Source organism: Nesiotobacter zosterae (genome assembly GCF_033843645.1).
Taxonomy (GTDB): Bacteria; Pseudomonadota; Alphaproteobacteria; order Rhizobiales; family Stappiaceae; genus Pseudovibrio; species Pseudovibrio zosterae.
In genome coordinates this window covers 135,142-159,005 of record NZ_JAWXVZ010000002.1, presented here as the reverse complement: position 1 = coordinate 159,005, position 23,864 = coordinate 135,142, and the positions used below count along the sequence as shown (strand labels likewise).

General features: G+C 54.9%; 20 protein-coding genes, 2 tRNA genes and 1 riboswitch. Of the genes, 8 read left to right on the top strand and 14 right to left on the bottom strand.

The genetic code is table 11. The annotated features are described in order from the left end of the window. Nucleotides 1-71: 71 nt before the first annotated feature. The 5 genes from Q3Y58_RS03685 to cobU form a co-directional block, all read right to left on the bottom strand. Complete coding sequence (locus tag Q3Y58_RS03685) at nt 72-770, bottom strand: hypothetical protein (RefSeq protein ID WP_319621087.1); 699 nt, start codon at nt 768-770, stop codon at nt 72-74. Nucleotides 771-1,174: 404 nt separating this feature from the next. Beyond that, complete coding sequence (gene cobO, locus Q3Y58_RS03680) at nt 1,175-1,807, bottom strand: cob(I)yrinic acid a,c-diamide adenosyltransferase (protein WP_319621086.1); 633 nt, start codon at nt 1,805-1,807, stop codon at nt 1,175-1,177. Between the two features lie 27 nt (nt 1,808-1,834). Next, nucleotides 1,835-5,581 (bottom strand): cobaltochelatase subunit CobN, encoded by a 3,747-nt coding sequence (gene cobN, locus Q3Y58_RS03675; RefSeq protein ID WP_319621085.1) that lies wholly within the window; start codon nt 5,579-5,581, stop codon nt 1,835-1,837. Between the two features lie 3 nt (nt 5,582-5,584). After that, the gene (gene cobW / locus Q3Y58_RS03670; protein ID WP_319621084.1) at nt 5,585-6,688 is read right to left on the bottom strand and encodes a cobalamin biosynthesis protein CobW; all 1,104 of its coding nucleotides are present in this window, start codon (nt 6,686-6,688) and stop codon (nt 5,585-5,587) included. Beyond that, on the bottom strand, nt 6,685-7,260 hold the full coding sequence (gene cobU / locus Q3Y58_RS03665; protein ID WP_319621083.1) for a bifunctional adenosylcobinamide kinase/adenosylcobinamide-phosphate guanylyltransferase: 576 nt from the start codon (nt 7,258-7,260) through the stop codon (nt 6,685-6,687). Before cobU ends, cobW begins: the two co-directional genes overlap by 4 nt. Before the next feature lie 114 nt (nt 7,261-7,374). Beyond that, nucleotides 7,375-7,591: riboswitch (cobalamin riboswitch) on the bottom strand. Nucleotides 7,592-7,861: 270 nt separating this feature from the next. On the opposite strand from cobU, the gene Q3Y58_RS03660 reads away from it, so the two are divergent. From Q3Y58_RS03660 to sseA, 7 genes are all read left to right on the top strand, one after another. Then, nucleotides 7,862-7,936, top strand: a tRNA-Asn gene (locus Q3Y58_RS03660). A gap of 58 nt (nt 7,937-7,994) precedes the next feature. Next, nucleotides 7,995-8,069: transfer RNA gene (locus Q3Y58_RS03655), tRNA-Asn, on the top strand. Nucleotides 8,070-8,368: 299 nt separating this feature from the next. Further along, on the top strand, nt 8,369-9,019 hold the full coding sequence (locus Q3Y58_RS03650) for a hypothetical protein (protein WP_274216549.1): 651 nt from the start codon (nt 8,369-8,371) through the stop codon (nt 9,017-9,019). Nucleotides 9,020-9,238: 219 nt separating this feature from the next. Next, nucleotides 9,239-10,282 (top strand): cysteine synthase A, encoded by a 1,044-nt coding sequence (locus tag Q3Y58_RS03645; protein ID WP_274216548.1) that lies wholly within the window; start codon nt 9,239-9,241, stop codon nt 10,280-10,282. Between the two features lie 72 nt (nt 10,283-10,354). Next, nucleotides 10,355-11,785: a cardiolipin synthase gene (cls, locus tag Q3Y58_RS03640; protein ID WP_319621082.1), complete on the top strand. Its 1,431-nt coding sequence runs from the start codon at nt 10,355-10,357 to the stop codon at nt 11,783-11,785. 94 nt (nt 11,786-11,879) lie between these two features. Continuing rightward, complete coding sequence (locus Q3Y58_RS03635) at nt 11,880-12,596, top strand: alanyl-tRNA editing protein (protein WP_319621081.1); 717 nt, start codon at nt 11,880-11,882, stop codon at nt 12,594-12,596. A 3-nt stretch (nt 12,597-12,599) separates the two neighbouring features. Continuing rightward, nucleotides 12,600-13,445: a 3-mercaptopyruvate sulfurtransferase gene (gene sseA / locus Q3Y58_RS03630; RefSeq protein ID WP_319621080.1), complete on the top strand. Its 846-nt coding sequence runs from the start codon at nt 12,600-12,602 to the stop codon at nt 13,443-13,445. Between the two features lie 70 nt (nt 13,446-13,515). Here sseA and Q3Y58_RS03625 read toward each other — a convergent pair whose 3' ends face one another. After that, nucleotides 13,516-14,292: an HD domain-containing protein gene (locus Q3Y58_RS03625; protein WP_319621079.1), complete on the bottom strand. Its 777-nt coding sequence runs from the start codon at nt 14,290-14,292 to the stop codon at nt 13,516-13,518. An 88-nt stretch (nt 14,293-14,380) separates the two neighbouring features. Here Q3Y58_RS03625 and Q3Y58_RS03620 point away from each other — a divergent pair, with 88 nt between their 5' ends. Then, nucleotides 14,381-15,019 (top strand): TetR/AcrR family transcriptional regulator, encoded by a 639-nt coding sequence (locus Q3Y58_RS03620; RefSeq protein ID WP_319621078.1) that lies wholly within the window; start codon nt 14,381-14,383, stop codon nt 15,017-15,019. A gap of 59 nt (nt 15,020-15,078) precedes the next feature. Here the strand turns inward: Q3Y58_RS03620 and Q3Y58_RS03615 are convergent, their stop codons facing one another. From Q3Y58_RS03615 to Q3Y58_RS03580, 8 genes are all read right to left on the bottom strand, one after another. Beyond that, nucleotides 15,079-15,876: an amino acid ABC transporter ATP-binding protein gene (locus Q3Y58_RS03615; protein ID WP_274216541.1), complete on the bottom strand. Its 798-nt coding sequence runs from the start codon at nt 15,874-15,876 to the stop codon at nt 15,079-15,081. A gap of 47 nt (nt 15,877-15,923) precedes the next feature. Next, the gene (locus tag Q3Y58_RS03610; RefSeq protein WP_319621077.1) at nt 15,924-17,051 is read right to left on the bottom strand and encodes an amino acid ABC transporter permease; all 1,128 of its coding nucleotides are present in this window, start codon (nt 17,049-17,051) and stop codon (nt 15,924-15,926) included. Nucleotide 17,052: 1 nt separating this feature from the next. Beyond that, a complete protein-coding gene (locus tag Q3Y58_RS03605; protein ID WP_319621076.1) occupies nt 17,053-18,249 on the bottom strand; it encodes an amino acid ABC transporter permease in 1,197 nt (398 codons plus the stop codon). Between the two features lie 89 nt (nt 18,250-18,338). Continuing rightward, nucleotides 18,339-19,373, bottom strand: coding sequence for an amino acid ABC transporter substrate-binding protein (locus Q3Y58_RS03600; protein WP_274216538.1), 1,035 nt, complete (start codon nt 19,371-19,373; stop codon nt 18,339-18,341). A gap of 543 nt (nt 19,374-19,916) precedes the next feature. Then, complete coding sequence (locus tag Q3Y58_RS03595; protein WP_413697782.1) at nt 19,917-20,174, bottom strand: lipid-A-disaccharide synthase N-terminal domain-containing protein; 258 nt, start codon at nt 20,172-20,174, stop codon at nt 19,917-19,919. 59 nt (nt 20,175-20,233) lie between these two features. Further along, on the bottom strand, nt 20,234-21,022 hold the full coding sequence (locus Q3Y58_RS03590; protein WP_274216536.1) for a glycosyltransferase family 2 protein: 789 nt from the start codon (nt 21,020-21,022) through the stop codon (nt 20,234-20,236). Between the two features lie 53 nt (nt 21,023-21,075). Continuing rightward, on the bottom strand, nt 21,076-22,086 hold the full coding sequence (locus Q3Y58_RS03585; protein ID WP_319621073.1) for a phosphatase PAP2 family protein: 1,011 nt from the start codon (nt 22,084-22,086) through the stop codon (nt 21,076-21,078). Continuing rightward, on the bottom strand, nt 22,046-23,770 hold the full coding sequence (locus Q3Y58_RS03580; protein WP_319621072.1) for an ArnT family glycosyltransferase: 1,725 nt from the start codon (nt 23,768-23,770) through the stop codon (nt 22,046-22,048). The genes Q3Y58_RS03585 and Q3Y58_RS03580 overlap by 41 nt, the downstream gene beginning before the upstream one ends. Nucleotides 23,771-23,864: the final 94 nt, after the last annotated feature.

The following is a 23,864-nucleotide window of genomic DNA, read 5'->3' as shown; positions in this document are numbered from 1 at the left end:
TGAGTTCGCTCGATTGTGCCGAGCCTCGCCCAGCACAACCCTTTTCCTGAAAGCCCGTGAGAAAGAGCCGGTTACTGGCCGGATCGGAGCGGCCGGCCATTGAACCTTGCCGTCTTGTTGAACCAGGCAAACGCCACAAGGAACAGGAAGGAAACCATCAGCTCGCCGGTTTCCTCAAATGCCCGCAGAGCCGCAGCAATTTCTGGCCCGATCTGTAGGTCATAGTCCACGCGCAGAATGGATGGCAGCCTGTCCGCCGCTTTCGTTGCGAGGAGCAACCCCGCCCCCACAACCATCACCTGACCAAATGCTGTACGCCAGCCCCCACGCAGGAATATGAAGCGAAACAAGGCAAAGACGGAAATGGCAATCACCGCCATCAAAACGACCGCGACAATGCCAAACAGCACTTGTTCGAGCCCAAACTCGCCAGAGGTGTAGAACCGCAGCTTGAAGAAGCTGTCGGAGGAAAATGCCTTGTGCAGGTCCGCCTCGCGCGCCGCAAAAGCCACGAATGTCACCATGACAGACGTTCCGATCGTGTCCAGCTTGCACCGGCTCAACACGGCCAGTGACACGCACAGCCACAATACAACACTCAGTAATTCAACCGGCCCGTTTTCTTCCAGCGCACCCCACCATGTCTGAGGGGAAGTATAGGCCGCCAACGCAGACGTTCCCAGCACCACGCACAGGAATAAAATCGTTGCAAATCCCCATTTTAATGAGAAATAGTCTTCCGGCGCTCTGCCAACCGATGAATCAACCACTAAAATTTTAACCTTTTACATCAAGCGGGCAGCACTGCTCGACAACGATTACTTGAGGCGCACAAAACTGTCACAAAAAGCATGTTTCCGCAGTTTTTCGCCATGCAGAGCCCTTGCTCTGACATCAGTAAAAGCAGTTATTTTGTTGAGTGCGCCCGGCAGCCCGACAACGGAGTGAATGGCTTCAATCCAATAATTCGGGTGGGTTTACCACGATGAGAGGTTAGCCAACTGTGTTTTATAACACAATATGTGCAATAGCCTGGAAAACTAAAGATCAGCTGCACTTGCCGCTTTAAAGGTAGAATAGTTCAAGACCGCTGAACAACAAGCAACAAGGAAAGCTCCTCCATGGGAGCTTCCCCAAAGTCGCTTGAAAACTTACTGCATTCGGCACGAACCCGTCAGAACTCAATGCCTTCCTGCGGCTTCACCCCGGAGCGGAATGGATGCTTGATCTGCGCCATCTCGGTCACCAGATCCGCGATCTCAATCAGCTCCTCTTTGGCATTACGACCGGTAACGATCACATGCACGTCCTCGGGCTTTTCATCGCGCAAGAAGCGCACGATTTCCCCCAGCGGCAAGTAGTCATAGCGCAGCACGATGTTCAGCTCATCCAGCAATACCAGCTTGTGGTCGCCCGAAAGGATCAGCTCCTTGGCGGCATCCCATGCCTGACGCGCGGCCAAGATGTCTCGCTGGCGATCCTGTGTTTCCCAGGTAAAGCCCTCGCCCATGCGCTTTATGGTCACCTGATCGCCAAAGCGCTCCAACGCCATGCGCTCACCCGTTTCAATGCGCCCCTTGACGAACTGCACCACGCCCACACGATGACCGTGGCCCAGCGTTCGAAACACCATACCGAACCCGGCGGTAGATTTGCCCTTGCCCTTACCCGTATGCACGATGACCAGACCTTTCTCGATGGTCTTGGTCTCCATGATCTTGTCGCGGGCCGCTTTCTTCTTGCGCATCTTTTCAGCGTGACGGGCGTCCAGCTCCGCTTCGCTCATGTCTTCTTTGTTCACCGCCATGGGGTTTCCCTTCGTGTTGTATCGCCATCAGGCGCGCGTTATCTCTTTAAGGTTCACATGCACGCTGTTGCGTCGTGGCACCCAAAGTCCGCGTTCGATTGCCTCTTGAAACCGCAGCGCCATCTCTCTCAGAGCGGCCGGATTGCTTTCGCGCAGGAATGCCAGCACTTCATCGTTTTCAAAGTAAGCCTCATGCAACTGGTCAAAGTGATGGTCTTTCACCGCGTTGGTGGTCGCGCCAAAGGCAAACAGGTAGTCAAGGGTGGCAGCCATTTCGAAAGCCCCCTTGTAACCATGGCGCATCACGCCCGCGATCCACTTGGGGTTTGCCGCCCGACCCCGCACCACGCGCCCAATCTCTTCTGACAGCGTGCGGATGACAGGCCGCTCGGGCCGTGAATGGTCGTTGTGGTAAACCGTCGGTTCCTTTCCGCTGAACCTCTCAATGGAGGCCGAAAGCCCGCCTTCAAACTGGTAGTAGTCATCGGAATCCAGAAGGTCATGCTCCCGGTTATCCTGATTATGCACCACGGCCCTTGCTGCGCCGAGACGGTTTTCAAGCTCCGCTGGCGCATTTACGCCGTCGCTTGCAACGCCATAGGCATATCCGCCCCATGCCACAAAAGCCTCAGCAAAGTCTGAACGGTCTGACCAGATGCCCTCATCAATCAAGGCCTGCAGGCCTGCCCCATAAGCGCCGGGTTTGGAGCCAAACACACGGAAAGCCGCACGCTGCCAAGCGCTCTGCTCATCATGTCCCTCGGCACGCAACTTGAGTGCATCCTTGCGCACATGCGCGGCCAAAGGGTTGGCCTCTTCCGGTTCCTCCAGCCGCGCAATTTCACCCACAGCCTGATCAAACAGATGCATGAGCTGCGGGAATGCATCACGGAAGAAACCGGAGACCCGAAGCGTCACATCCACACGGGGCCGCTGCAGCTCCGACAAGGGCACCACCTCAAACCCGGTCACCCGTCCTGAACCGGGCTCCCAAACGGGCCGCGCGCCAATCAACGCAAGCGCTTGGGCAATGTCATCTCCGCCGGTGCGCATGTTCGCCGTTCCCCAGCAGGAAAGCACCAGTGTATCCAGCCATTCGCCTTCATCCTGAAAGTGGCGCAACATCAAGGCTTCAGCACTACGAGCACCGATCTGCCATGCGGTCTGCGTGGGAACACCGCGCACATCCACCGAATAGAAGTTCCGCCCCGTCGGCAACACGTCCGGTCGACCACGCGAGGGCGCACCGGATGGTCCCGGCTCGACAAAGCCGCCGCCCAGCGCCCGCAACGCAGACCTCACCTCACGTTCAGAAGAGCTTGCAAGCCTTGGCAGAATCTCTTTCTCAAAACCTTCCATCACCGCAGAGGTTGCCTGCCACCCTTCTGGCACTGGCAACTCACCCGTGACCAGCCTCAAGCAAAGCAGCTCCAGCCGCTCCACCGTATCCCCGTTGGACCGCCAAAGATCACCGCTCAGCTTCGCCAGAAAATCCGGTTTGGGTCCGGTATAGGCCCCAGCAAAATCACAGGACAACGGATCAAACTCTGTTTGAATCAGATCCTTTGAAAGCGCCCGTAACAGACTCTGATCATTGGCGCTTTGCCCTCTTGGCACCCGCAGCAATGCCACCTTCATTTCGTCGAAAGGCCGGCCTTCAGGTTTGCGCCCAAAGACATGAAGACCATCCCGGATCTGGAGTTCTTTCAGGTCACACAGATGGGCATCAAGCCGGGCAAGACGTGTTTCCTCGTCCATATCGCTGGTCAGGCCGATATCCAGATCAAGGCCGTGGGTGGCCGCCAAATCCAGCAGCTCCTTGGCAAGCACATCGCAGCGCCGCGTGTCCACCCCACTGGCCTGATAGAACTCATCCAGCAGGTTTTCCATTTCACTGGCAACGCCATGGCTTTCCGCCCGCGCCAACGGCGGCGTCAGGTGATCAATGATCACCGCTGCCGTGCGCCGCTTGGCTTGCGCCCCTTCTCCCGGATCGTTCACAATAAACGGATAGATGTTGGGCGTCGGCCCCAGCACTGCCTCGGGAAAGCAACTTTCGGAGAGCGCCAGCGCCTTGCCCGGCAGCCATTCCAGATTGCCGTGCTTGCCGAGATGCACAACGGCATCAGCACCAAACGCGCTACGCACATGAAAGTACCAGGCAAAATAGTTGTGCGGCGGCACCAGATCCGGGTCGTGATAGGTCGCTTTCGGATCGATGTTGTAACCACGTGCTGGCTGAATGCCCACCACCACATTGCCAAATCGATGCAGGCTCAAGCGGAACTCGCCCTCCGCCACATAAGGGTCGCACTCCGCCCCCCCCCAGCGCGCTCGAACAGCCCTTTGCACGCCCATCGGAAGCTGAGCAAAGCAGCGCATGTAAGCCTCAAGGCTCAGCGTCTCACCGGCTCTACGGGCACCGCGTCCCTCCAGCGCATTGGTTGGCCCTTCAGAAAGCAGCGCCATCAGCTCGGCACTTGAGAGCGGCGCGCTCCCAACGTCATAACCGGCCGCCTTCATCTCGGCCAGAAGCACCGCACAAGATGCCGGAGTGTCCAACCCCACCCCATTGGCCAAGCGACCATCCTTATTGGGATAATTGGCGAGCACCAGCGCCACGCGCCGCTTGCCTTCAGGCAGCTTTGACAGATTGGCCCAATTGGCCGCAAGCGCAGCCACATAGGCAATTCGGTCGTCTTTGGGCGCAAACCGAACCGGCGCCCACTGGGTCAAAGCGTCCTTCTCGCCATCTTCTTTAAAAGAGACAGCACGGGTCAGTACCCGGCCATCCACCTCTGGCAGCACAACATGCATGGCAAGGTCCCGTGGCGACAGTCCTTGCGTGCTCTCAGCCCAACTGCCTTGCGAGATAGAGGAGAACACCACTTGCAGCACAGGCGCTCCCGGCGCATCAAGAATGGTCTCAAAGTGTTGTGCACCGGCCTTGCTCAGTGCAAACGCTGTAGCGTTGAGCACAACACTTGGCTTCACCGCATCAAAGCTCTGCTGCACGACAGCGGCGCATTCTGCATCCTTCAAGCTGCTCACATAGAGCGGCAGCACGTTCAGCCCTTGAGCCTGCAAAGCTGAAATGAGCGCATCGACAGGAGCCAGCGCTCCGCTTTGATAAAGCGCACGGTAGAAAACCAAGGCGGCCACCGGTCGTTCCCCATCAAAACGCGCGGTGATCTCCCGCAGAGTTGGGAACTCCATGCCAGAGGCGTAATAGCCACACTTGGGGAGCGGACGCGGCTCAGCAACCATGTTGGGATCAAGGCCCGGCTTTAGGCCCTTCAAGCTGGCAGCATACTCAAGCGCTGCGGACACATTGGCGGGCCCACCTTCAACAAAGTAGCGCCAAAGCCGCTTTACAACACCAACCGGCAAGCTGGAACGGGCTGCCAGCACCTCATCCCACTTGTCATCCCCCGGCATCACGGCCAGGTCGATCACGCCGCGTCTGGCCAGCATCTCCAGCTGTTCCAGCCCATAGTTCCAATAATGCGCCCCGCCCAGCAGGCGCAACACCACAAGCCTTGAACCCTGAACAGTCCGCTCACAGTAAAGATCCACCGAATAGGGGTGGGTAAGCGCCAGAAAACTGGCCGCCCGCACACTGTAGCAAGGCGCGCACTGCTGCACGGCACTAGTCATCAGTGCCAGCTCCGTGTCCGCCGCGGAAAGAAACAGAATGTCAGCGGGGTCCTGTTCCAGATCCACCGCTTCGTTCTGCTCGTCTATCCCACGCGCTTGACCTGCAAGAATATGCATGGGTTAGACCAGTTCCTGCGCGCCAAGAGCCTCCAGAACAGCCGCTTGATCGAAGCCGGCAAGGCCGATGACAACCAACTGTCCCGCCCCTTCAGTGCCCGCAGCAAACCATGCCTCAACACGAGGGCCGACCGCCTGCACCATGGCAGGAGCCTTTTTGCCATCCACCGTAACCGAGCCTTTGATGCGCAGCACACCTTTCACCGCCATGGCTTTGGCCACGCTCTGTTCAATTGAACCGAGAGAGCCATAGGTCGGCGCGCGCACCACATGGCTCACAAAGTCATCGTGACTGTGGTCATGGTGATGATGATCGTGGTCATGTTCGTGGTCGTGATCATCATCCTGATGATGGTGGTGGGTTTCATGATGCGCCTGTCGGCCTTCCATGTTGTCTTCGGCCTGCGCATTCCGGCCCAGCAGCACTTGCAAAGACAGCTTTCCCTTTTCCGCTGCCACCATCTCGACGGCAGGCCGCAAACGCTGGCCCAGTTTTTCCTTGATACGGGCAAGCACGTCTTCATCAACAAGATCCGCCTTGTTGATCACCACAAGGTCCGCGCATTTCAGCTGATCTTCAAAAAGCTCTTCAACAGGGCTTTCATGGTCCAAAGACTCGTCCGCGTTGCGCTGGGCATCCAATGCCGCCTCGTCTCCCACAACGCGCCCTTCAGCAAGAGCCGCAGCATCAACTACGGTCACCACACCATCCACGCTCACCGCTGGCTTCACCGTTGGCCAGTTGAACGCCCGCACCAATGGTTGCGGCAGAGCAAGACCAGAGGTTTCAATTAGGATGGCATCCGGCGCAGGATCACGCTTCAGGAGCATTTCCATGGTTGGCAAAAAGTCGTCTGCCACCGTGCAGCAAATGCAGCCATTGGCCAGCTCCACCACTTCGTCGGCGCTGCAGTCCGGGTCAGCGCAGCCATTTACAAGTGACCCGTCAAATCCCATTTCGCCAAACTCATTGACGATCAGCGCAATGCGCATGTTCTCGGCATTCTGTAAGAGGTTGCGCACGAGGGTGGTTTTGCCTGCCCCAAGAAACCCGGTCACAATGACGGCAGGGATCTTTGGTTGGGCAGCAGAAAAGGAATAGGTCACAGACGGATCTCCGGATGCAAGGAAGGTTTGATCTGAACAGGCTGTCCGGCAGCAACAAGCACCACCCGGTCACATAGACTGGCCATGTGCTGATTGAGGCGTCCGGCTTCATCGCGAAAGCGCCGCGCCAACGGATTTTCGGGAACAATACCCTGCCCCACTTCGTTGGTCACAAACACCACTGGCCCGCGCAGGAAGCCAAGGCTGGCGCCAAGCTGGGCCGCCGCATCGCTGGTGTCCCGATCTTCCAGCATGAGATTGGAGAGCCACAGCGTCAGGCAGTCCACCAGCACCGCCCGATCAGGCCGCGCTTCACGAAGCAACACATCACTCAAGGCAATTGGTTCTTCAATGGTGGTCCACCCATCACCCCGATCGCGTTGATGCCGCTCAATACGCTGGCGCATCTCGGCATCAAACGCCTGTCCCGTGGCAATGTAGACCTTGCTCAGCCCCGATCGCTCGATCAAGCTTTCAGCAAAGCTGCTTTTGCCAGAGCGCGCCCCGCCAGTTACCAGCAGGTGTCGCGGCCGCGTGGTTGTCGTAGCTTCAGAAACTTTCAGATCGCTCATCAGCTGCCCTTTCTATAAAGGGCCATATAAGCATTCGCGAAGGCGCGAGGGCAAAGCCCCGACCGGCAATACATCATCGTCTGGCGCTCCTTGCCGTCCACCCGACAGCAGTTAAGAGATATGGAAGCTCCAGCCGGTCTCCTGGCTCGCGACTTATGGGGTTGCTTCGTCTTCCCAGCCCGAAAGGCCAGTGACATGGTGAAGAACCCAAATCGCTCACAGTTGCGGGGGCAGCTGCGGCTCACCAACACGTCAGTTAACGGTAATTAACCCGTGATGCCGCATTCCCGTTTCATCTGAGGCGCGCAGAGCTTAATGCCGCTCAACCGCACAACAGAACTGGAAGCCTTTGATAGGGACTAAGTAGCACTGCGCAAATGCCGCTTGTCAATCAATCTCTTGACAACCTAAATAATTCACAGCGCTGGCAAATGGCGGTTTTCTGCCCTTTTCGAACGCCCCTTTCCTGCGCTCACAACAAAAGTGTTGGTTCTGTCCACAAACTCCCGATTTTTTGCAAAAACGGGCTTGGCAAATCGAACCGGCTTTTATACAAACCCCCTCACGCAAACGGCGACGGCGCGCTCACAAGGCGCAATGATCCCCGGTAGCTCAGTGGTAGAGCAAGCGGCTGTTAACCGCTTGGTCGCTGGTTCGAATCCGGCCCGGGGAGCCACTCCCCCGTTTGCATCTCTCCTTGATGGAGATAATCATTCGCTAGAATGATTGGGTAATCCCCGGTAGCTCAGTGGTAGAGCAAGCGGCTGTTAACCGCTTGGTCGCTGGTTCGAATCCGGCCCGGGGAGCCACTTTTTTGACCCAGCAGACAAATTTGTGACTGTTTTTGGCCGATCACGTTTTCGTGAGGTGCCTTTCCCCGTTATCCCAAACAATCAACAACGTGAAATTACGGGCTAATTTCCGCAATAAATCCATTTCGTTAGGTATTTGTTAAGAATTGCGTCGGTTACCGTTTAGTAACGCTAGCGCGAAACGGGATATTTATACAATCGTGGTCTTATAGCCTTCATTCCTGACTTGTTTAGGCTTCTCCTAACGCAAAGCCGCGGTAATTTAGCGGTTAAAAATAAGAATTGCGGAGGGTCACGTGTTGAATACCCATCTGAACTACCAGATCCCAATCAAAGCCAAGCGCTTTGTGAGTACCGCCGCACTCGCCTTTCTCCTGGTGGCAGGAGTGGGATTGGGAGCCGCATACACCTCGGCGTCGAGTGCCACCACCATAACAAACAAAGCCGCAAAGGCTGATCGCGCCGTTACCTATTCCATGCCGGAGGATTACCTCGATGTAACCCTTGCCCCCGCCCCCGGCAGTGGAAGCGACGACCCACTGGACAGTGAACTGTCCATCTGGGTCGGCGAAGTGGAGCTTAATAACGAAAAGCAAATCTGGGTCGAGTTAATCGATGACCATGGTGAGGTCGTGTACGATTCCCGGATCAACGAAAATGAAACACACCTGCTCCCCGATGGCCGTGCACTTGTTGTAACTGTCATGCAGGTTGAGGTTCCACTCGCAAAGACTGCCCCGACTGTAGCGAAAGACCAAGCCCGCCTGCAAACGAACGCAGAAAAAGTCGTTGTAACGCAAAAAACGCATGAAACGACGCAAACCAACGTTCAGGTCGAATTCGTTCAGGAAAAGGCCCCACACCCGATCCATCGTCAGTCCTTCATGGTGCGTGCGGGTGAAATTGGAGAGACAGTGAGCAAGGCCCTAGTCTCACTGGTCAACTAATAAAAACAACAGACCGGACCTCTCCTCAATAGAACCCCTGTTTCGCCGCAGGGGTTCTTTTTGTTTTCCCAGAGATTTTGATCCTAAAAACCAGACCCTCATTAGTTCAAATTTCCAAGATCACTCTAATCTTGACAGGGCGTAGCTTGTTCCTGATCGCACAAACCCTTAGCTTCTGAGTAAAGTTCTATAGCCATTGCCAGTAAAACGAGGCTTTTCATGACCGCCCGAAGCTCAGTGATTGACGCCATTGGAAACACTCCCCTGATCAAACTCCGCAAGGCATCCGAGCTAACAGGTTGCGATATCTACGGAAAAGCAGAGTTCATGAACCCGGGACAATCGGTGAAGGACCGCGCTGCCCTCTTCATCATTCAAGATGCAATTAACTCCGGAAGATTGAGACCGGGCGGTGTGATCGTGGAAGGCACCGCCGGAAACACCGGCATTGGCCTGACCCTTGTGGGCAACGCGCTCGGTTTTCGCACCGTCATTGTTATTCCCGAAACACAGAGCCAGGAAAAGAAAGATATGCTGCGCCTGGCAGGGGCACAGCTCATCGAGGTGCCTGCGGTGCCCTATCGCAATCCCAACAACTACATCAAGGTTTCAGGCCGGATCGCAGAGGAACTGGCCAAGACAGAACCCAATGGCGCGATCTGGGCCAACCAGTTTGACAACACCGCCAACCGAGACGGCCATATTGTTACGACCGCCCCAGAGATCTACGCGCAAACCGATGGAAAGATTGACGGTTTCATTTGTGCCGTTGGCACAGGCGGCACGTTGTCAGGCGTAGGCAGAGGCCTCAAAGACAAGAACAAGGACATCACCATTGGTCTTGCCGATCCCATGGGAGCGGCGATCTACAACTACTACAAGAATGGCGAACTCAAGTCCGAGGGCTCTTCCATCACTGAGGGGATTGGTCAGGGGCGTATTACCGCCAATCTGGAAAATGCACCCGTAGATATCCCCTTCCAGATCCCTGATGCAGAAGCACTTGAGATCGTATTTGACCTTCTCGAGCATGAAGGTCTGTGTCTTGGGGGCTCATCCGGCATCAATGTCGCAGGAGCCATTCGACTGGCAAAAGAAATGGGACCCGGTAAAACCATTGTCACCATTTTGTGTGACTACGGCACCCGATATCAGTCAAAGCTGTTCAACCCGGAATTCCTGCGCTCTAAGGAACTGCCCGTCCCTAAATGGATGGAACGCAAGGTAGATATTCCCGTCCCGTTCATCTCCGAGCAAGCTTAGTCTAAAACCCAAGGTTTCGGATCTTTCCTAAACCGATGAATGTGTTATCCATGCGGTCAGGAGTTGCATCGCATGGATACCTTGTTTAGCACCGTCACGATTATTGCCCTTATCACCGCGTTTGTGTACGGCCTGTCCATGGTGTGTGCAGCCCGAGAAATCATGTGGGGCCGCACGTCCTCAGGCACCATCGCTTGGCTGCTTTCTCTGTTCTTCCTACCCTTCCCCACTGCTTTTCTGTATCTCATTTTCGCTTGGAAACGCTTTGACGATTATGGCGAAATCCAGCGCGGCCTCAGCTCCTTTGAGCAAGACATCAACAAGCGTCACGGCGCTCTGATTGATTATGAAGCCAACGAGGCCTGGACCGTTCACAACCGCATTACCCCCCTGCCATTCTTGAAGGGAAATGACTGTAAGCTCCTGATCGACGGAGAAGCCATGCTGAACTCCATTCTTGATGGGATCAGGCAGGCTGAACACTTTGTTCTCGTTCAGTTTTTCATTGTCAAAGATGATGAAGTCGGTCAGGCGCTGGCCGATGCAATGGTGGAGAAAGCCCGCCAGGGCGTGCTTGTGTACTTCCTTTATGACGATGTGGGCTCCCGTAATTTGTCATATGACTATGTGGGCCGCCTGCAGCGCGCGGGGATAAAGGTGAGCGGCTTCAATAAGCGCCACAGACTTCTCCGCCTGCTGGGCCCCATGCGTCTGAACTACCGCAATCACCGCAAGGTTGTCGTCACAGATGCCAAGACCTGTTGGGTCGGCGGGCATAACATCGGCCGGGAGTATCTGGGGCTTTCCCCCAAGTTTGGGCATTGGCGTGACACCCACGTTCGGGTTTCTGGACCTGCCACCATAGCCGCCGCTCTGTCGTTTGCCGAGGATTGGCAATGGGCCACGGGTGCCCCCATTGATCTGGCTCTTCCTGATGAGCTGGAAACGCCGGGCAATCAGCCGGTTCTGGTTATGCCCACAGGCCCGGCAGATCCGCTGGAGGATTGCGCCATCGCGTTTATGGAGACAATCTCCCGTGCCCGCGAACGCCTCTGGATTGTCAGTCCCTACTTCGTGCCAGGTATCGAGATACTGACGGCCCTCTACGCAGCCGCCCTGCGCGGTGTCGATGTGCGAATTCTGCTGCCCGAAAAGGCGGACCACCGGCTGGTCTGGCTCGCAAGTTATGCCCATGCTGATGACCTCATCAACCACGGCATCAAAGTCTATCGCTATCAAAAAGGCTTCCTGCATCAGAAGGTCATTCTGGTGGACGATGCGCTTGCAGGTGTCGGCACAGTCAACTTTGACAACCGGTCCTTCAACATCAACTTCGAGATCACTCTCTGGTTCACCGGAGCCAAGATGATTGACGACACCGCCCGCATGTTGCGCACAGACTTTGACCACGCCCGCCAGACCGGCCTCGCTGAACTGAGAAGCCGCCGCTATGCTTTCCGTATTCTGTGTCAGGCCGCCAAACTGTTCTCGCCAATTCTTTGAGGCAAACCACAGCCCAGTTGAAGCCATCTCCATTGACCACTTGACGTCAACCGTTAATCTCTTCGTGATTTCAAAGCGTTTGCCAAGGTGAGCCATGACAGAACCTTTATTCCGAGATGAACCTTACCTGCGTTCCTGCGAGGCCACCGTGACCGCGGTTTCAGACGGTGGTCTGGTCATCCTTGATCGAACCTGTTTCTACCCAACCGGCGGAGGGCAACCTGGCGATTCTGGCAGCTTCGAGCTGGAAAATGGCGGAAAGCTGAAGGTCATCAATACCCTCTATGGTGAGACCAAGGAAGTCATTGCACATCAACTGGCTGAGTGTGAAACACCGCCACAGGTTGGTGAAAGGCTCATTGCGCATCTTGATTGGCAGCGCCGCTACAAGCACATGCGGGTGCACACCGCCCTCCACCTTCTGTCCGTTGTGTTGCCTTACCCAGTAACTGGCGGGCAAATTTCAGAGGGCACAGGACGGCTTGACTTCGACATTCCCGAGGCCACGCTGGACAAGGAAGAACTGACCGCCAAACTCCAGGCACTGGTGGACGAGGATCACCCAGTTACCTTTGAATGGATCACAGAGGATGAGCTGAACGCCAACCCAGATCTCGTCAAGACCATGAGCGTAAAACCACCGACTGGCAGTGGCCGTGTTCGCCTCATAAGAATTGGAGAACACGTAGACCTGCAACCCTGCGGTGGCACCCATGTTTCTCACAGCAACGAGATCGGTCGTCTCCGAATTTCCAAGCTGGAGAAAAAGGGCCGCCAAAACCGCCGGGTGCGCATAGAACTGGAGGATTGATCAATGCCCGGAACCCCACTGGTAACGACCAACTGGCTTGCTGAGAACCTGTCCCGGCCAGATCTTGTAGTGCTTGACGCCTCTTTCCATCTGCCAACATCAGGGCGAGATGCAAAACAAGAGTTTGTTGAAGCCCACATTCCCGGCGCACAGTTCTTCGACATTGAGGATATCGCCGATCAGAATACCGATCTCCCGCACATGCTGCCGAGCGATGCGGAGTTCACCGAGAAAGTAAGCGCTCTTGGTGTTGGAAACGACAAGACTGTGGTTCTTTATGATGCAGCAGGTATTTTCTCAGCGCCCCGTGCCTGGTGGATGTTGCGCATCTTTGGTTTGACGCAGGTGTACGTTCTCGACGGTGGCCTGCCCAAGTGGCGTGCCGAAGGTCGCCCTCTTTCAGACACCCTCGATGTCCCTGTACCAGGTGCATTGAAAGGCATGCTGGACACCTCAAAAGTCTATGATCTTGAGCAGGTAAAAGACGTGGTGAATGGTGCCGATGGTGTGATCGTCGACGCCCGTGGCCGTGGCCGGTTCACGGCGGAAGAGCCAGAGCCGCGCGAGGGTATGCGTTCAGGGCACATGCCAGGTGCCAAGAGTGTTCCGCTTGCCGAGCTGTTGATTGATGGTGCCTACAAGTCCCCCCAGGACCTCAAGAAAATCTTTCATGATGCGGGTATCAACGCCAACACACGAGCCGTATGCACCTGCGGGTCTGGTGTAACCGCTGCCGGTATTGCCCTCGGGCTCACCCTTATCGGCCACGAAGACCACGTTGTTTACGATGGCTCCTGGGCCGAATGGGGAAGTCGGCAGGACACCCCAGTTTCAACGGGTAGCGCATAGCTCTATGCCAGAATCAAATTGATAGAGAAGCCTCGCAGAGCTTTGTTTCTGCGAGGCTTTTTTCTTTACGCTAGATGCCATAGCGATCCAACGGCGTTTTGGGCGCCTTGCCACCGGATAACGCGGTCATGACCGCAGCGCGAGTACCTGGCAGATGACGGAAAGTTTCAAACCCGAGAGCATCCACAACACCCTCCCGTGGGTGGCGAAGCATGATCTCATCTACTGACGCTCCCGCCAGCCGCCGGACACCTGCGCCGAACAAGTCACAAACGGCACCACGCGAAACCAAATGAGCCTCTGCACCATGAAGGCGGCTTGAAACATAGGCGTTCAGGTGAAGGGCCATCGCATCCCCTATCCGGTTCACCTTTTCCGTATCATGGCCTTTGGCAGCAAGATGGGCGCACGCACGCTCCGCCCCACTCACCGCGAAGCAACACTCCTCTGGATGCGCGTCCCGGTCTGAGGCAATTCCCAGATCATGCAGAATACACGAGACAAACAACAGTTCTGGATCATAGTTCAGCCCGGCATGGCGGCCAAGCAACGCCCCGAACAAGTAAGTGCGCCAACTGTGGTGAAGCAAAGCCTCGGCATGTGTCTCTTTGGCCAGACTAAGCGCATCATTCACCAAAGCGGTCTCCTCGGGCAACAATTCCTCTAGCAGCGCCCGCTCAGGCTGCAGCAGCCCAAGCCTTCTCCGAAAAAGATCACCAAGCTCGATGAGTTCTAGATGCGCCATGTTTCGCACGAGGGCGAGACGCTCAAGACGTGTCAGCCGACCGCGACTATACCGCCCTTCTCGACGCCCCCAGGTCAGTGTGCCCATTTGATTGATCGACACTGTTTGTCCTTCTCATCTCCATCAAATTTATGTACTGTTTCGCATAATAATAAGCACCAATCAAATTAATTTGCGAAGCGGTACATAAATGACGGAACACAAGTCGCGGGGCCGACCACGAAAGTTCAACAGGGAAAAAGCTCTGGAGCAGATCAAGGATCTGTTTTGGGAGAACGGCTTTTCCGCCACAAGCCTTGATGACATTGCCAAAGCAACGGGCATCAACAGGCCAAGTCTCTATGCTGCCTTTGGCAACAAGGAGGACATGTACATTGCGTCTCTGGAGCTCTTTGCAAAAAGCATGTCCACCATGGCAGAACAGTCCCTTGAAGAGGCTCCTGACCTGAGAACCGGACTGATAAACATCTTCAACGGGGCCATATCAATCTATACTGCGGGGCTGGCTGCGGCTGAGGCCAAAGCCGATGCAAAACTGGGATGCTTCGTGGCCTGTACGGCACCCGCTGAAACCCTTCATTCTGAGGCGATCGGGACAGCTCTTCAGAAAATCATTTCGGAGCTGGACGCCAAATTCGCGGTGCTGTTGCAAGAGGGTAACCGCACGGCCCCAACGATCCCGGAGGAACAACGCCCACTTGTCGGTCATCTGCTCGGTATACTTCTCAATGGGATCAGCTTGCGGGCTCGTGCGGGCGCGAACGCGTCAGAACTGAAGCAGATTGCAGTCCACGGTATCGACTGCCTGCTGACGCCACAGCATCCGTAAATGCAAAGAGCCCGGCAACTCGCCGGGCTCCATATCGTCATTACAGCGTCTCGTTGAGATCAGTGATGCAAGATCTGAGAGAGGAACAGCTGGGTGCGTTCGTGCTGAGGATTGGTGAAGAATTCCTCAGGCTCGTTCTGCTCCACAATCTGCCCTTGGTCCATGAAGATCACGCGGTTTGCCACTTTCCGTGCAAAGCCCATTTCGTGGGTGACGCAGAGCATGGTCATGCCCTCTTCCGCCAGCCCAACCATCACATCAAGCACTTCCTTGATCATTTCCGGGTCAAGTGCAGAGGTCGGCTCATCAAACAGCATGATCTTTGGGTTCATGCAGAGCGAGCGGGCAATTGCCACGCGCTGCTGCTGACCACCCGACAGCTGACCAGGATATTTGTTGGCCTGCTCAGGGATCTTCACGCGCTCCAGATAGTGCATGGCGACCTCTTCCGCCTGCTTCTTCGGCATCTTGCGGACCCAGATCGGAGCCAGAGTGCAGTTCTCTAAGATGGTCAGATGCGGGAACAGGTTGAAGTGCTGGAAGCACATGCCAACTTCACGGCGGATTTCATCAATGCGCTTCAGGTCGCTGGTCAGTTCAATCCCATCTACAACGATCTTGCCCTTCTGGTGCTCTTCCAGACGGTTGATGCAGCGGATCATGGTGGACTTGCCGGAACCAGACGGACCGCAGATAACAATACGCTCGCCCTTCATGACATGAAGGTTGATGTCGCGCAGAACGTGGAAGTCTCCGTACCACTTATTCATACCGATGATGTCAATAGCAACTTCAGTCTCTGAAATCTGCATCTTTGAGCGATCAGCCTGAACTTCAGTCAGATTAGCTTCACTCATTCTTGTTTCTCCAAATATCTTTTTTGTTCTTCCTCTGGTCCGGACCGTTAGTGACGATCACCGGCGCTTAGCTTGCGTTCCAGATACATGGAATATCGGGACATTGCAAAGCAGAAGACGAAGAAGACGAGCCCAACAAAGGCATAGAGTTCAACAACCAGACCATTCCATGTGGAATCCGCAAGGATCGGCTGAATAATGCCCAGCGGATCCAAAAGGCCAATCACGGAAACCAGCGTGGTGTCCTTGAACAGACCAATGAAAGTATTCACGATTCCCGGAATCGAGATCTTCAAGGCCTGTGGCAAAATGATCAGGTACATGGACTGCCAGTAGGTCAGACCAAGGGCATCTGCGGCCTCATACTGCCCTTTTGACAGCGCTGCCAAACCTCCGCGGATCACCTCAGCCATGTAGGCAGAAGCAAACAGCGTCACCATGATGAGAACACGCAGGATGATGTCGAAGTTGGTTCCCGGTGGCAGCAGATAGTTCAGCAACGTGGACGCAACAAACAACAGCGTGATCAGCGGCACCCCACGAATGAACTCAATGAACGTGACGCAAATCAATTTGATGAACGGCAAATTCGAGTTACGCCCAAGGGCAAGCAACACCCCGATCGGCAGTGAGAACGAAATACCGGTTACCCCAATGATCATGGTGAGCAGAAAGCCACCGAAATCACTGGAATTTACGCGTTCAAAGATGAAACCGTCGCCCCACAGCAGCGCGAACGCCACAAGCGGATAAATGGCGGAGAAGAAAAACAATTGCTTGCGAGCGGGAACCGCATCCCACAGCACCGGCAAAAGAGCTACCCCGAGCAGAATGAATGCCAGAACCGGGCGCCAGCGCAGCTCCTCGGGGTAGAACCCGAACATGAACTGATCAAAGCGCGCAGTAATAACCGCCCAGCAAGCCCCTCCGGGCGACAGCTGGCGACATTCATCAATCGAATTGGCGAACCACACCGCATCAACAAATGTCCACTGAACGAGCCCAGGTATCATCCATGCCAAGAAGAGCAGCGACAGGATTGTGAGAGCCGTGTTGAGCCGAGATGAGAACAGGTTCTCCCGTGTCCACGCCAGTGCACCCGTGGTCGCAATTGGCGCCGGCTCTGCTTCCTTCGGCTTTTTGAGAACAAAAGCAATGGAGCTATCTTTTGTCATCTCAGCGCTCCTTCAACTTCACAGAGGCGTTGTATTTGTTCATCACCGCTGAAATGGTCAGGGAGACCGTCAGGTAGAAAGCCATTAGCAACAACACACATTCCATTTCTCGGCCGGTCTGGTTGAGCGTAATGCCGCCCAGAGTTCCGGTCACGTCCATGTACCCTACTGCAATCGCAAGCGAAGAGTTCTTTGTCAGGTTCAGGAACTGACTGATGAGCGGCGGAATAATGACGCGGAGCGCTTGCGGGAGGATCACCAGGTTCATGGTCCGGTTTGGACGCAAGCCCAGAGCGTAGGCTGCCTCAGTCTGCCCCTTGCTGATTGCCTGAATGCCCGAACGTACGATCTCCGCGATGAATGCACCGGTATAGATCGACAACGCTAGCCACAGAGCAACCAACGAGTTACGCAGATGAATACCCCCTTGGTAATTAAAGCCTTTCAGCTCCGGCGTCTCAAGAGAGATGGGTGACCCAAGAGCAAAGAAGACCACCGTGGTTGGAACCAGAAAAATCGCCAGACTGATCAGGAAAACAGGCGTGATCTGCCCTGTTTCTTCCTGACGCTTGTGCGCCCAACGACGGAAACCCCAGATGGAGGCAAGTGACGCCAAGAAGGTTGCAACAACAATCCAGCCAGTTTCGCCAAGAACCAGAGAAGGTATATAAAAACCACGGTTTGTCGCGACCACCATGCCGTCAAGCATGGGTTCACTGGCACGCGGACGTGGCAGCACTTCAATAAAGATGGCGTAGAGCAACAGGATTTGCAGCAGCAAAGGAATGTTGCGAACCACCTCAATGTAAACGGACATAAGCCGCGAGATCACAAAATTCTTGGAGAGGCGAAGGACGCCTGCAATCACGCCGATAATGGTAGCAAGAATGCAACCGAGCACCGCCACAAGCAGCGTGTTCAATATGCCAACAACAGCTGCCATCCAGTGCGGCGAGCGTGAGTTGTATTCGATGAGCCGCTGATTGATGTCGTAATAGGCCGGCTCAAACAAAAAGCTGAAATTGAAATCCTTACCGAGGGCGGCAAGGTTGGTAATGATGTTGTTAATCAGGTACGCACCAAGCAGCATCACGATAAACAACGCGATGATTTGAATGGTGGTGGACCGATAGCGAGAATCCGTCCACAGCATCCCGAGTCGGAACTTCTCCTCCGGAGAATAGGTCGCTACGCTCATCAGCTGTCCGCTCTTCTTTGTTGTTCTTAGAAAAAAGGCGCTGCAACCGCATCCAACTGCAGCAACAGCGCCCTCTTTTTCAGGTCAGATTAACGGAATGGAGGCGCGTAAAGCAGGCCGCCATCAGTCCACTGAGCATTCAGGCCACGAGCAAGACCAATCTTGGTGTCTTCACCCAGGTTCTGGGAGAACAGCTCGCCGTAGTTGCCCACCGCCTTGATTGCTCTGAGAGCAAACTCGTTGTCCAAGCCGACCATTGCGCCGTATTCACCTTCCGCACCCAACAGGCGTGCAATCTCGGTGTCGGCACCTGGTGCAGTCGAAGCGGCTTTCTTCTCGTCAGCATTGGCTGCGGTGATGCCCTTTTCTTCTGCGATGATCAGAGAGTTCAAAGTCCAACGAACGATGTCTTCCCATTCGTTGTCACCATGACGAACGAGCGGGCCAAGCGGCTCCTTGGAAATGATCTCTGGAAGGATCACGTGATCTGCCGGGTTTTCGAAGCTGGAACGGCTGGCAGCCAGACCGGACGCATCAGTGGTGTACACATCACATGCGCCTGCAAGGTAATTCTGACGAGCTTCAGTGTTGGTTTCGATTGGCACTGGCTCGTAAGACATGTTGTTCTTGCGGAAGTAATCGGCAAGGTTCAGCTCTGTGGTCGTACCAGTCTGGATACAAACGGTTGCACCGTCCAATTCCTTGGCAGACTCAACGCCTAGCTCCTTTGGAACCATGAAGCCCTGACCGTCGTAGTAATTCACGCCAATGAATGTGAACTTAAGGTCAGCATCACGGCTGAAGGTCCAGGTGGTGTTACGCGCCAGCATGTCAATCTCGCCAGAAGCGAGTGCAGTAAAGCGTGTCTTACCTGTTGTCGGTACGAACTGAACAGCTGATGGATCGTCAAGAACTGCGGCAGCCACTGCACGGCAAACTGCAACGTCAAACCCCTGCCAATCACCAGCATCGTCAATCTGCGAGAAACCAGCCAGGCCAGTTGATACACCGCAGTTTAGCGTTCCCCGTTCTTTTACTTCCTCTAGAGTGCTCGCAGACGCGGCTGTCATTGCGGCCAGACCGAAGGCGGCACTTAGTGCTACTGGAAGGATGTTGCTTTTCATAGAATTGGGCCTCTTCTCTAGTCCAATTATTAGCTTTTGCATTTTGGCAGACGCAGCAGGCCAAAGACCAAAGGCCAAAGACCGGGAATACGAGGTAGTACCCTTAAAGCCCCCCAATGGCTTCAACTGCCCCTGTGAAAGCATTCGATGACATTTTTCAGGATCGGTCAAGAGGAAATGGCTAGCCTGAACGTCGAACTTTAGGAGACAAACCTCACAGTTAAGTCATTTGAGTGCTTTATGAGGCGATTGCCTTTTTTTAAATCATCATCTGCACAGGTGTTGTGCAATGCAATATTAGCAACACCAACAATATGATTTTCAAAGACCAAATGTATTACTTATGCAGTAATAGAATATTTATAAATAAGTCTTGATTGAACTGAACTATCAATAATTGTGGCGTAAGCATTTACGGCATAAATGCGAACTCTCTCCGAGTTTCCACGTAGTACCTGCACAAAAAATACGCAAAAATACAAAGCCCGCCGAAGAGAGCTTCTACGACGGGCCTGTTTCAACATGCGAGAGATCAAAAATTGCTTAGAAACTCGGATCTTTGCGCTTTTCTTTATAGATTAGACGTAAGTTGCGGAAATAAATTACCAGACCGAGCCCTTGACCGAGGATAATTACCGCATCCTTACGCGCGATGCCGTAGGTTAGCAGCAACATCCCCCCGCCGACGGAAAAGAACCAAAAGGCAATCGGCACAATGGACTTTCCGACCCTCTCAGAGGCCAACCACTGCACCAGAAAGCGCATCATGAACATGCCTTGGGCAGCAAGGCCCCAAAACATCCAAAAATCGAGGCGTACGACGAAAACCTCGTACAGCCAATTCCATATGCTCTCAAACACTAAGCCTGCTCCGCAAATTCTCGGCTCTGTACGGCAGGCCGTTCGATTTCAACTTCGCTGATGGAAGGCAAGGAACGGCGACGTCTACGCAGCCACCATACGCCATAAAGGTCCAGGATCCCGACAAGTGCGCGATCCCAAATGCCGTAGTTTGAAACGCCATGGCGGCGTTGACGGTCGACGATATCCACGTGAACGACCCCAAAACCCTCACGGATAACCAAAGCAGGCAAAAATCGGTGCCATCCGTCGAAGTAAGGCAGGCGCTTGAACACATCAGTGCGAATGGCCTTCAGACCGCAGCCGCTATCGCGGGTGTTGTCCTTTAGCATCGCCCCGCGCAGTTTGTTGGCTGCCTTGGAAGCATAACGCTTGAAAAGACTGGCCTTGCGACCCAGCCGCTGGCCTGCGGCCAGACCAACAGTCTCACCGCCCGCGTTCAAGGCAGCAAGAAGTTCAGGCATGTAGGCAGGATCGTTTTCGCCGTCGCCATCAATCGTGATGATGATGGCACCACGCGCGTGGCACAGACCGGAGCGTACCGCACAACTTTGCCCGCCGGAACGATCATGCCGCAAAACACGCAGGAAGGTGTTTTCCCTCCCGTAATCCTTGAGAACCTCCCCGGTTCCGTCGGTCGAGCCATCATCGACAACCAGTACTTCAAATTGATGGGAGTGAAGTGCTGCAGCAATTTCATCAAGCAAGATGGGGAGATTGTCCCGCTCGTCCTTCGCAGGTATGACCACGCTGATCTCAGGTGCCCCCCGCGTTCTTCCGCCATTCATCACAATATTCCTGTATTCTGTCAGTCTGGTCCTCCAAAGGGAGCAGCCAGTCACTACGCAGTTTTGGTCTTGGATTTTTCTTTGGATGGCGTACGCACGTGCTCTGCAAATGCAGAAAGCCCCAATGCCATCGAAGTGCTTCCGAACGCGGGAACGATGTTCCCATCAGAACAATACTTGAACCCGATCTGCCGTCGGGCCATCCAGCGCGCGATTGCATAGGACACACAGCCCCCAAGCAGAACGCCTGCAATCACGTCACTGGGATAATGTGCCCCAACCATAATGCGGCTGAAAGCAACCCAGAACCCAAGCACCAGTATCAAGCGCCGATAGGTTGGGAAAATAAGAGCCAGCGCAACCGCACAGGCGGCAACCGACGTGGAGTGCCCGCTGGGCAAGCTGGTGAATTTGCCATGCCAGATGAAGGGGTCAAAGTGGACTGGTCCCACGGTCTCATAGAGCTTCGGACGTGCCCGACCAATGTTCCACTTCAAGATGACGGCCAACAGGCCGCTGCCGAGTACACTGACAAAAACAAAGCCAGAGTAGGTCATCACTATATGGGCACCAAGGCGCGCACGCATTGCCATTGCAGTATGGTTTTGAGCCAAAACGGCCAAGAACAACACACCGCTTATGGAAAGCATCCAGTCGGACTTGCCCAAATCAGTTATGTGCCTGAAAAACGGGCCATAGCCATCTGGCATCTGCTCCAGCCACGGTGGCACCATGGCATCAAACAGCACGATCGACAGACCAACGAGCATCAAAAGAACTGCGGCCAGATCCTGAGGTTTATGCCCTTCAGGCAGTGGACGACGTAATCGGGAAACACGCCCGCGTCGTGACCTCATCAAACTCAAGATCTGTTTGAACTGAAGGCGCATGCGTTCCAGAACCGTCTTGCCCCAAGAAGCGGCTTGGCCAAAAGCCTTGGCACGCGCACCGCTCTGCGAAGTCCCCCTTAGCTCCTTGCGAAGGTAAGGTGCACTCTCATCTCCTGCCCCGATGCTAATCGCCCTATCCCCCGTTAACGTAGACCCCAATGGTAAGTTGATCACCACCGTTGATGTTCAGTCCGGAAACAGCCCCTGCTTTTTCGAGCTTCACACCAAGATGTCTGGCAGCGTCTTCAAATTGCACAGCGTACTTGCTTTCAACGGTGGCCACTCGGCATCCGTCTCCAGCGTCGTCATTCAGGAATTCTGCGGCAGCACTCGCATTCCCTAGGGTTATATCTGAGTTTAGAAGGAAAACATAGCTCGGCTCATTGAACCCTACTGTAATCACCTGCGGTTTTTCGCAGGATGTGGCAGCCTCAATCTGCGTAACCAGACGAGGCGAAAGCCAGATCGGTTCCAAAGCCGGACCAACGAAAGCCCAGAAGCCAAACAACATGAAGATTGATGAAGCCGCCGCAGGCCAGAACGCGTTGAACACATGGCGCCGCTTCATCTCCCGCGCTGCAATCAATCCAAACAGAGCACCGATTACCGCAATAATCACGCCGGGAGGCGATGGCCAGGCATTCACGAAAATGGGAAGCGCAACGCTGCCAACTGCCACAAGAACCGGAACGAGAGCCAGCAAGAGCGTCGCGGCCCAATAGAGCCCCGCCCGCTTTGGCAGTTCCAGCTTGTGAATGAGAACGAAACATACGGCCAGAGCCACGGCTGGCAGCGCAGGCATGGTGTAGTGCGGAAGTTTGGTAGAGACCAGTTCAAATACGATCCATGTTGGCACCAGCCAACTGGCAGCAAACACAATGGCATCCGTCTTCCGCTCCCGCCAAATACCCGGGAAACCCAAAAGAAGGAAAGCAGATAGAGGCCAGAACAAGACCAAGCTCGCGGCCAAATGCGTTAGAGGCGGCGCACCATGACTTTCCTGCCCCGTCGCAACCTTGCCAAGCATATCGCGACCAATGGAGTCTGCGAAAAAGCCCCCATCTGTTGCGATGTAGATGGCCACCAGCCAAGGCAACACAATAGCCAACAGCAGAAGAAGCCCAAGAATTGGGCGCAGGTGCCTGAGCCATGCCACTTCCCGCTTGAAAAGGCACAGACCGGCAACAGTAAAGCCAGAGACCATCAGGATAATCGGCCCCTTGATCAAGGTACCAGCGCCAAGCGCCATCCAGAACACGAGCGGATATACCCACCTGCTGAACGTGTCTTTAGTGCGCGCAAGCCAGATACGAGCGAGCGCCCCTTGCGCCAGTACGACAGTGGCAAGCAACATCGCATCGGTTTTTGCGAGCCGTGACTCTGTCGTCAAAATGAAGGTCAGGGCCACAAATGCCGCGGAAGTAAATGCAGCAGGTGATGACATGAATGCCATACAGGCCCAATAGGTAAAGAGAACCGCCAGCGTTGCACCAAGTACAGAAACAAGACGATAAACCCAGATGGGAGCTTCAGCGCCGTATCCTGTCAGCTTGGTCATGCCTGCTTGCAGCCAATAAATGCCAACGGGTTTCTTGTTGCGACGCTCATCAAGGAACTTGATGTTCACGTAGTCGCCGGACTGAACCATCTGTTTGGTGGCCTGCGTGAACCGCGGCTCATCACGGTCAAGTGGCGGTACAGACATCTGCCCTGGCAGGAACACGGCCAAGCAAAGCAGCAGGAGCACCAAAGGAGCAAAAGCACGCGCACCCACCACCCTCAAACTGCGGGGTACCTTGTGTACCTCATCGCCACAACCAAGATGTGGCGCGGCTTCCTGGGTTTTCGCCCCTATCATAAACGCTACCCTTACAACTCTAAACACATGGCTTAGAATACGCCTGCCCGGCCGCAACGACACTTCGTAAATAATGTCTAAAGATTCGCAGCAG

Coding starts and splice junctions, on each gene's coding strand:
- cobO (WP_319621086.1), bottom strand. CDS start 1,807: ATGGCGGTGAACAAAGAAGACATGAGCGAAGCGGAGCTGGACGCCCGT.
- cobN (WP_319621085.1), bottom strand. CDS start 5,581: ATGCATATTCTTGCAGGTCAAGCGCGTGGGATAGACGAGCAGAACGAA.
- cobU (WP_319621083.1), bottom strand. CDS start 7,260: ATGAGCGATCTGAAAGTTTCTGAAGCTACGACAACCACGCGGCCGCGA.
- Q3Y58_RS03645 (WP_274216548.1), top strand. CDS start 9,239: ATGACCGCCCGAAGCTCAGTGATTGACGCCATTGGAAACACTCCCCTG.
- cls (WP_319621082.1), top strand. CDS start 10,355: ATGGATACCTTGTTTAGCACCGTCACGATTATTGCCCTTATCACCGCG.
- Q3Y58_RS03635 (WP_319621081.1), top strand. CDS start 11,880: ATGACAGAACCTTTATTCCGAGATGAACCTTACCTGCGTTCCTGCGAG.
- sseA (WP_319621080.1), top strand. CDS start 12,600: ATGCCCGGAACCCCACTGGTAACGACCAACTGGCTTGCTGAGAACCTG.
- Q3Y58_RS03620 (WP_319621078.1), top strand. CDS start 14,381: ATGACGGAACACAAGTCGCGGGGCCGACCACGAAAGTTCAACAGGGAA.
- Q3Y58_RS03615 (WP_274216541.1), bottom strand. CDS start 15,876: ATGAGTGAAGCTAATCTGACTGAAGTTCAGGCTGATCGCTCAAAGATG.
- Q3Y58_RS03610 (WP_319621077.1), bottom strand. CDS start 17,051: ATGACAAAAGATAGCTCCATTGCTTTTGTTCTCAAAAAGCCGAAGGAA.
- Q3Y58_RS03605 (WP_319621076.1), bottom strand. CDS start 18,249: ATGAGCGTAGCGACCTATTCTCCGGAGGAGAAGTTCCGACTCGGGATG.
- Q3Y58_RS03600 (WP_274216538.1), bottom strand. CDS start 19,373: ATGAAAAGCAACATCCTTCCAGTAGCACTAAGTGCCGCCTTCGGTCTG.
- Q3Y58_RS03595 (WP_413697782.1), bottom strand. CDS start 20,174: ATGTTTTGGGGCCTTGCTGCCCAAGGCATGTTCATGATGCGCTTTCTG.
- Q3Y58_RS03590 (WP_274216536.1), bottom strand. CDS start 21,022: ATGAATGGCGGAAGAACGCGGGGGGCACCTGAGATCAGCGTGGTCATA.
- Q3Y58_RS03580 (WP_319621072.1), bottom strand. CDS start 23,770: ATGATAGGGGCGAAAACCCAGGAAGCCGCGCCACATCTTGGTTGTGGC.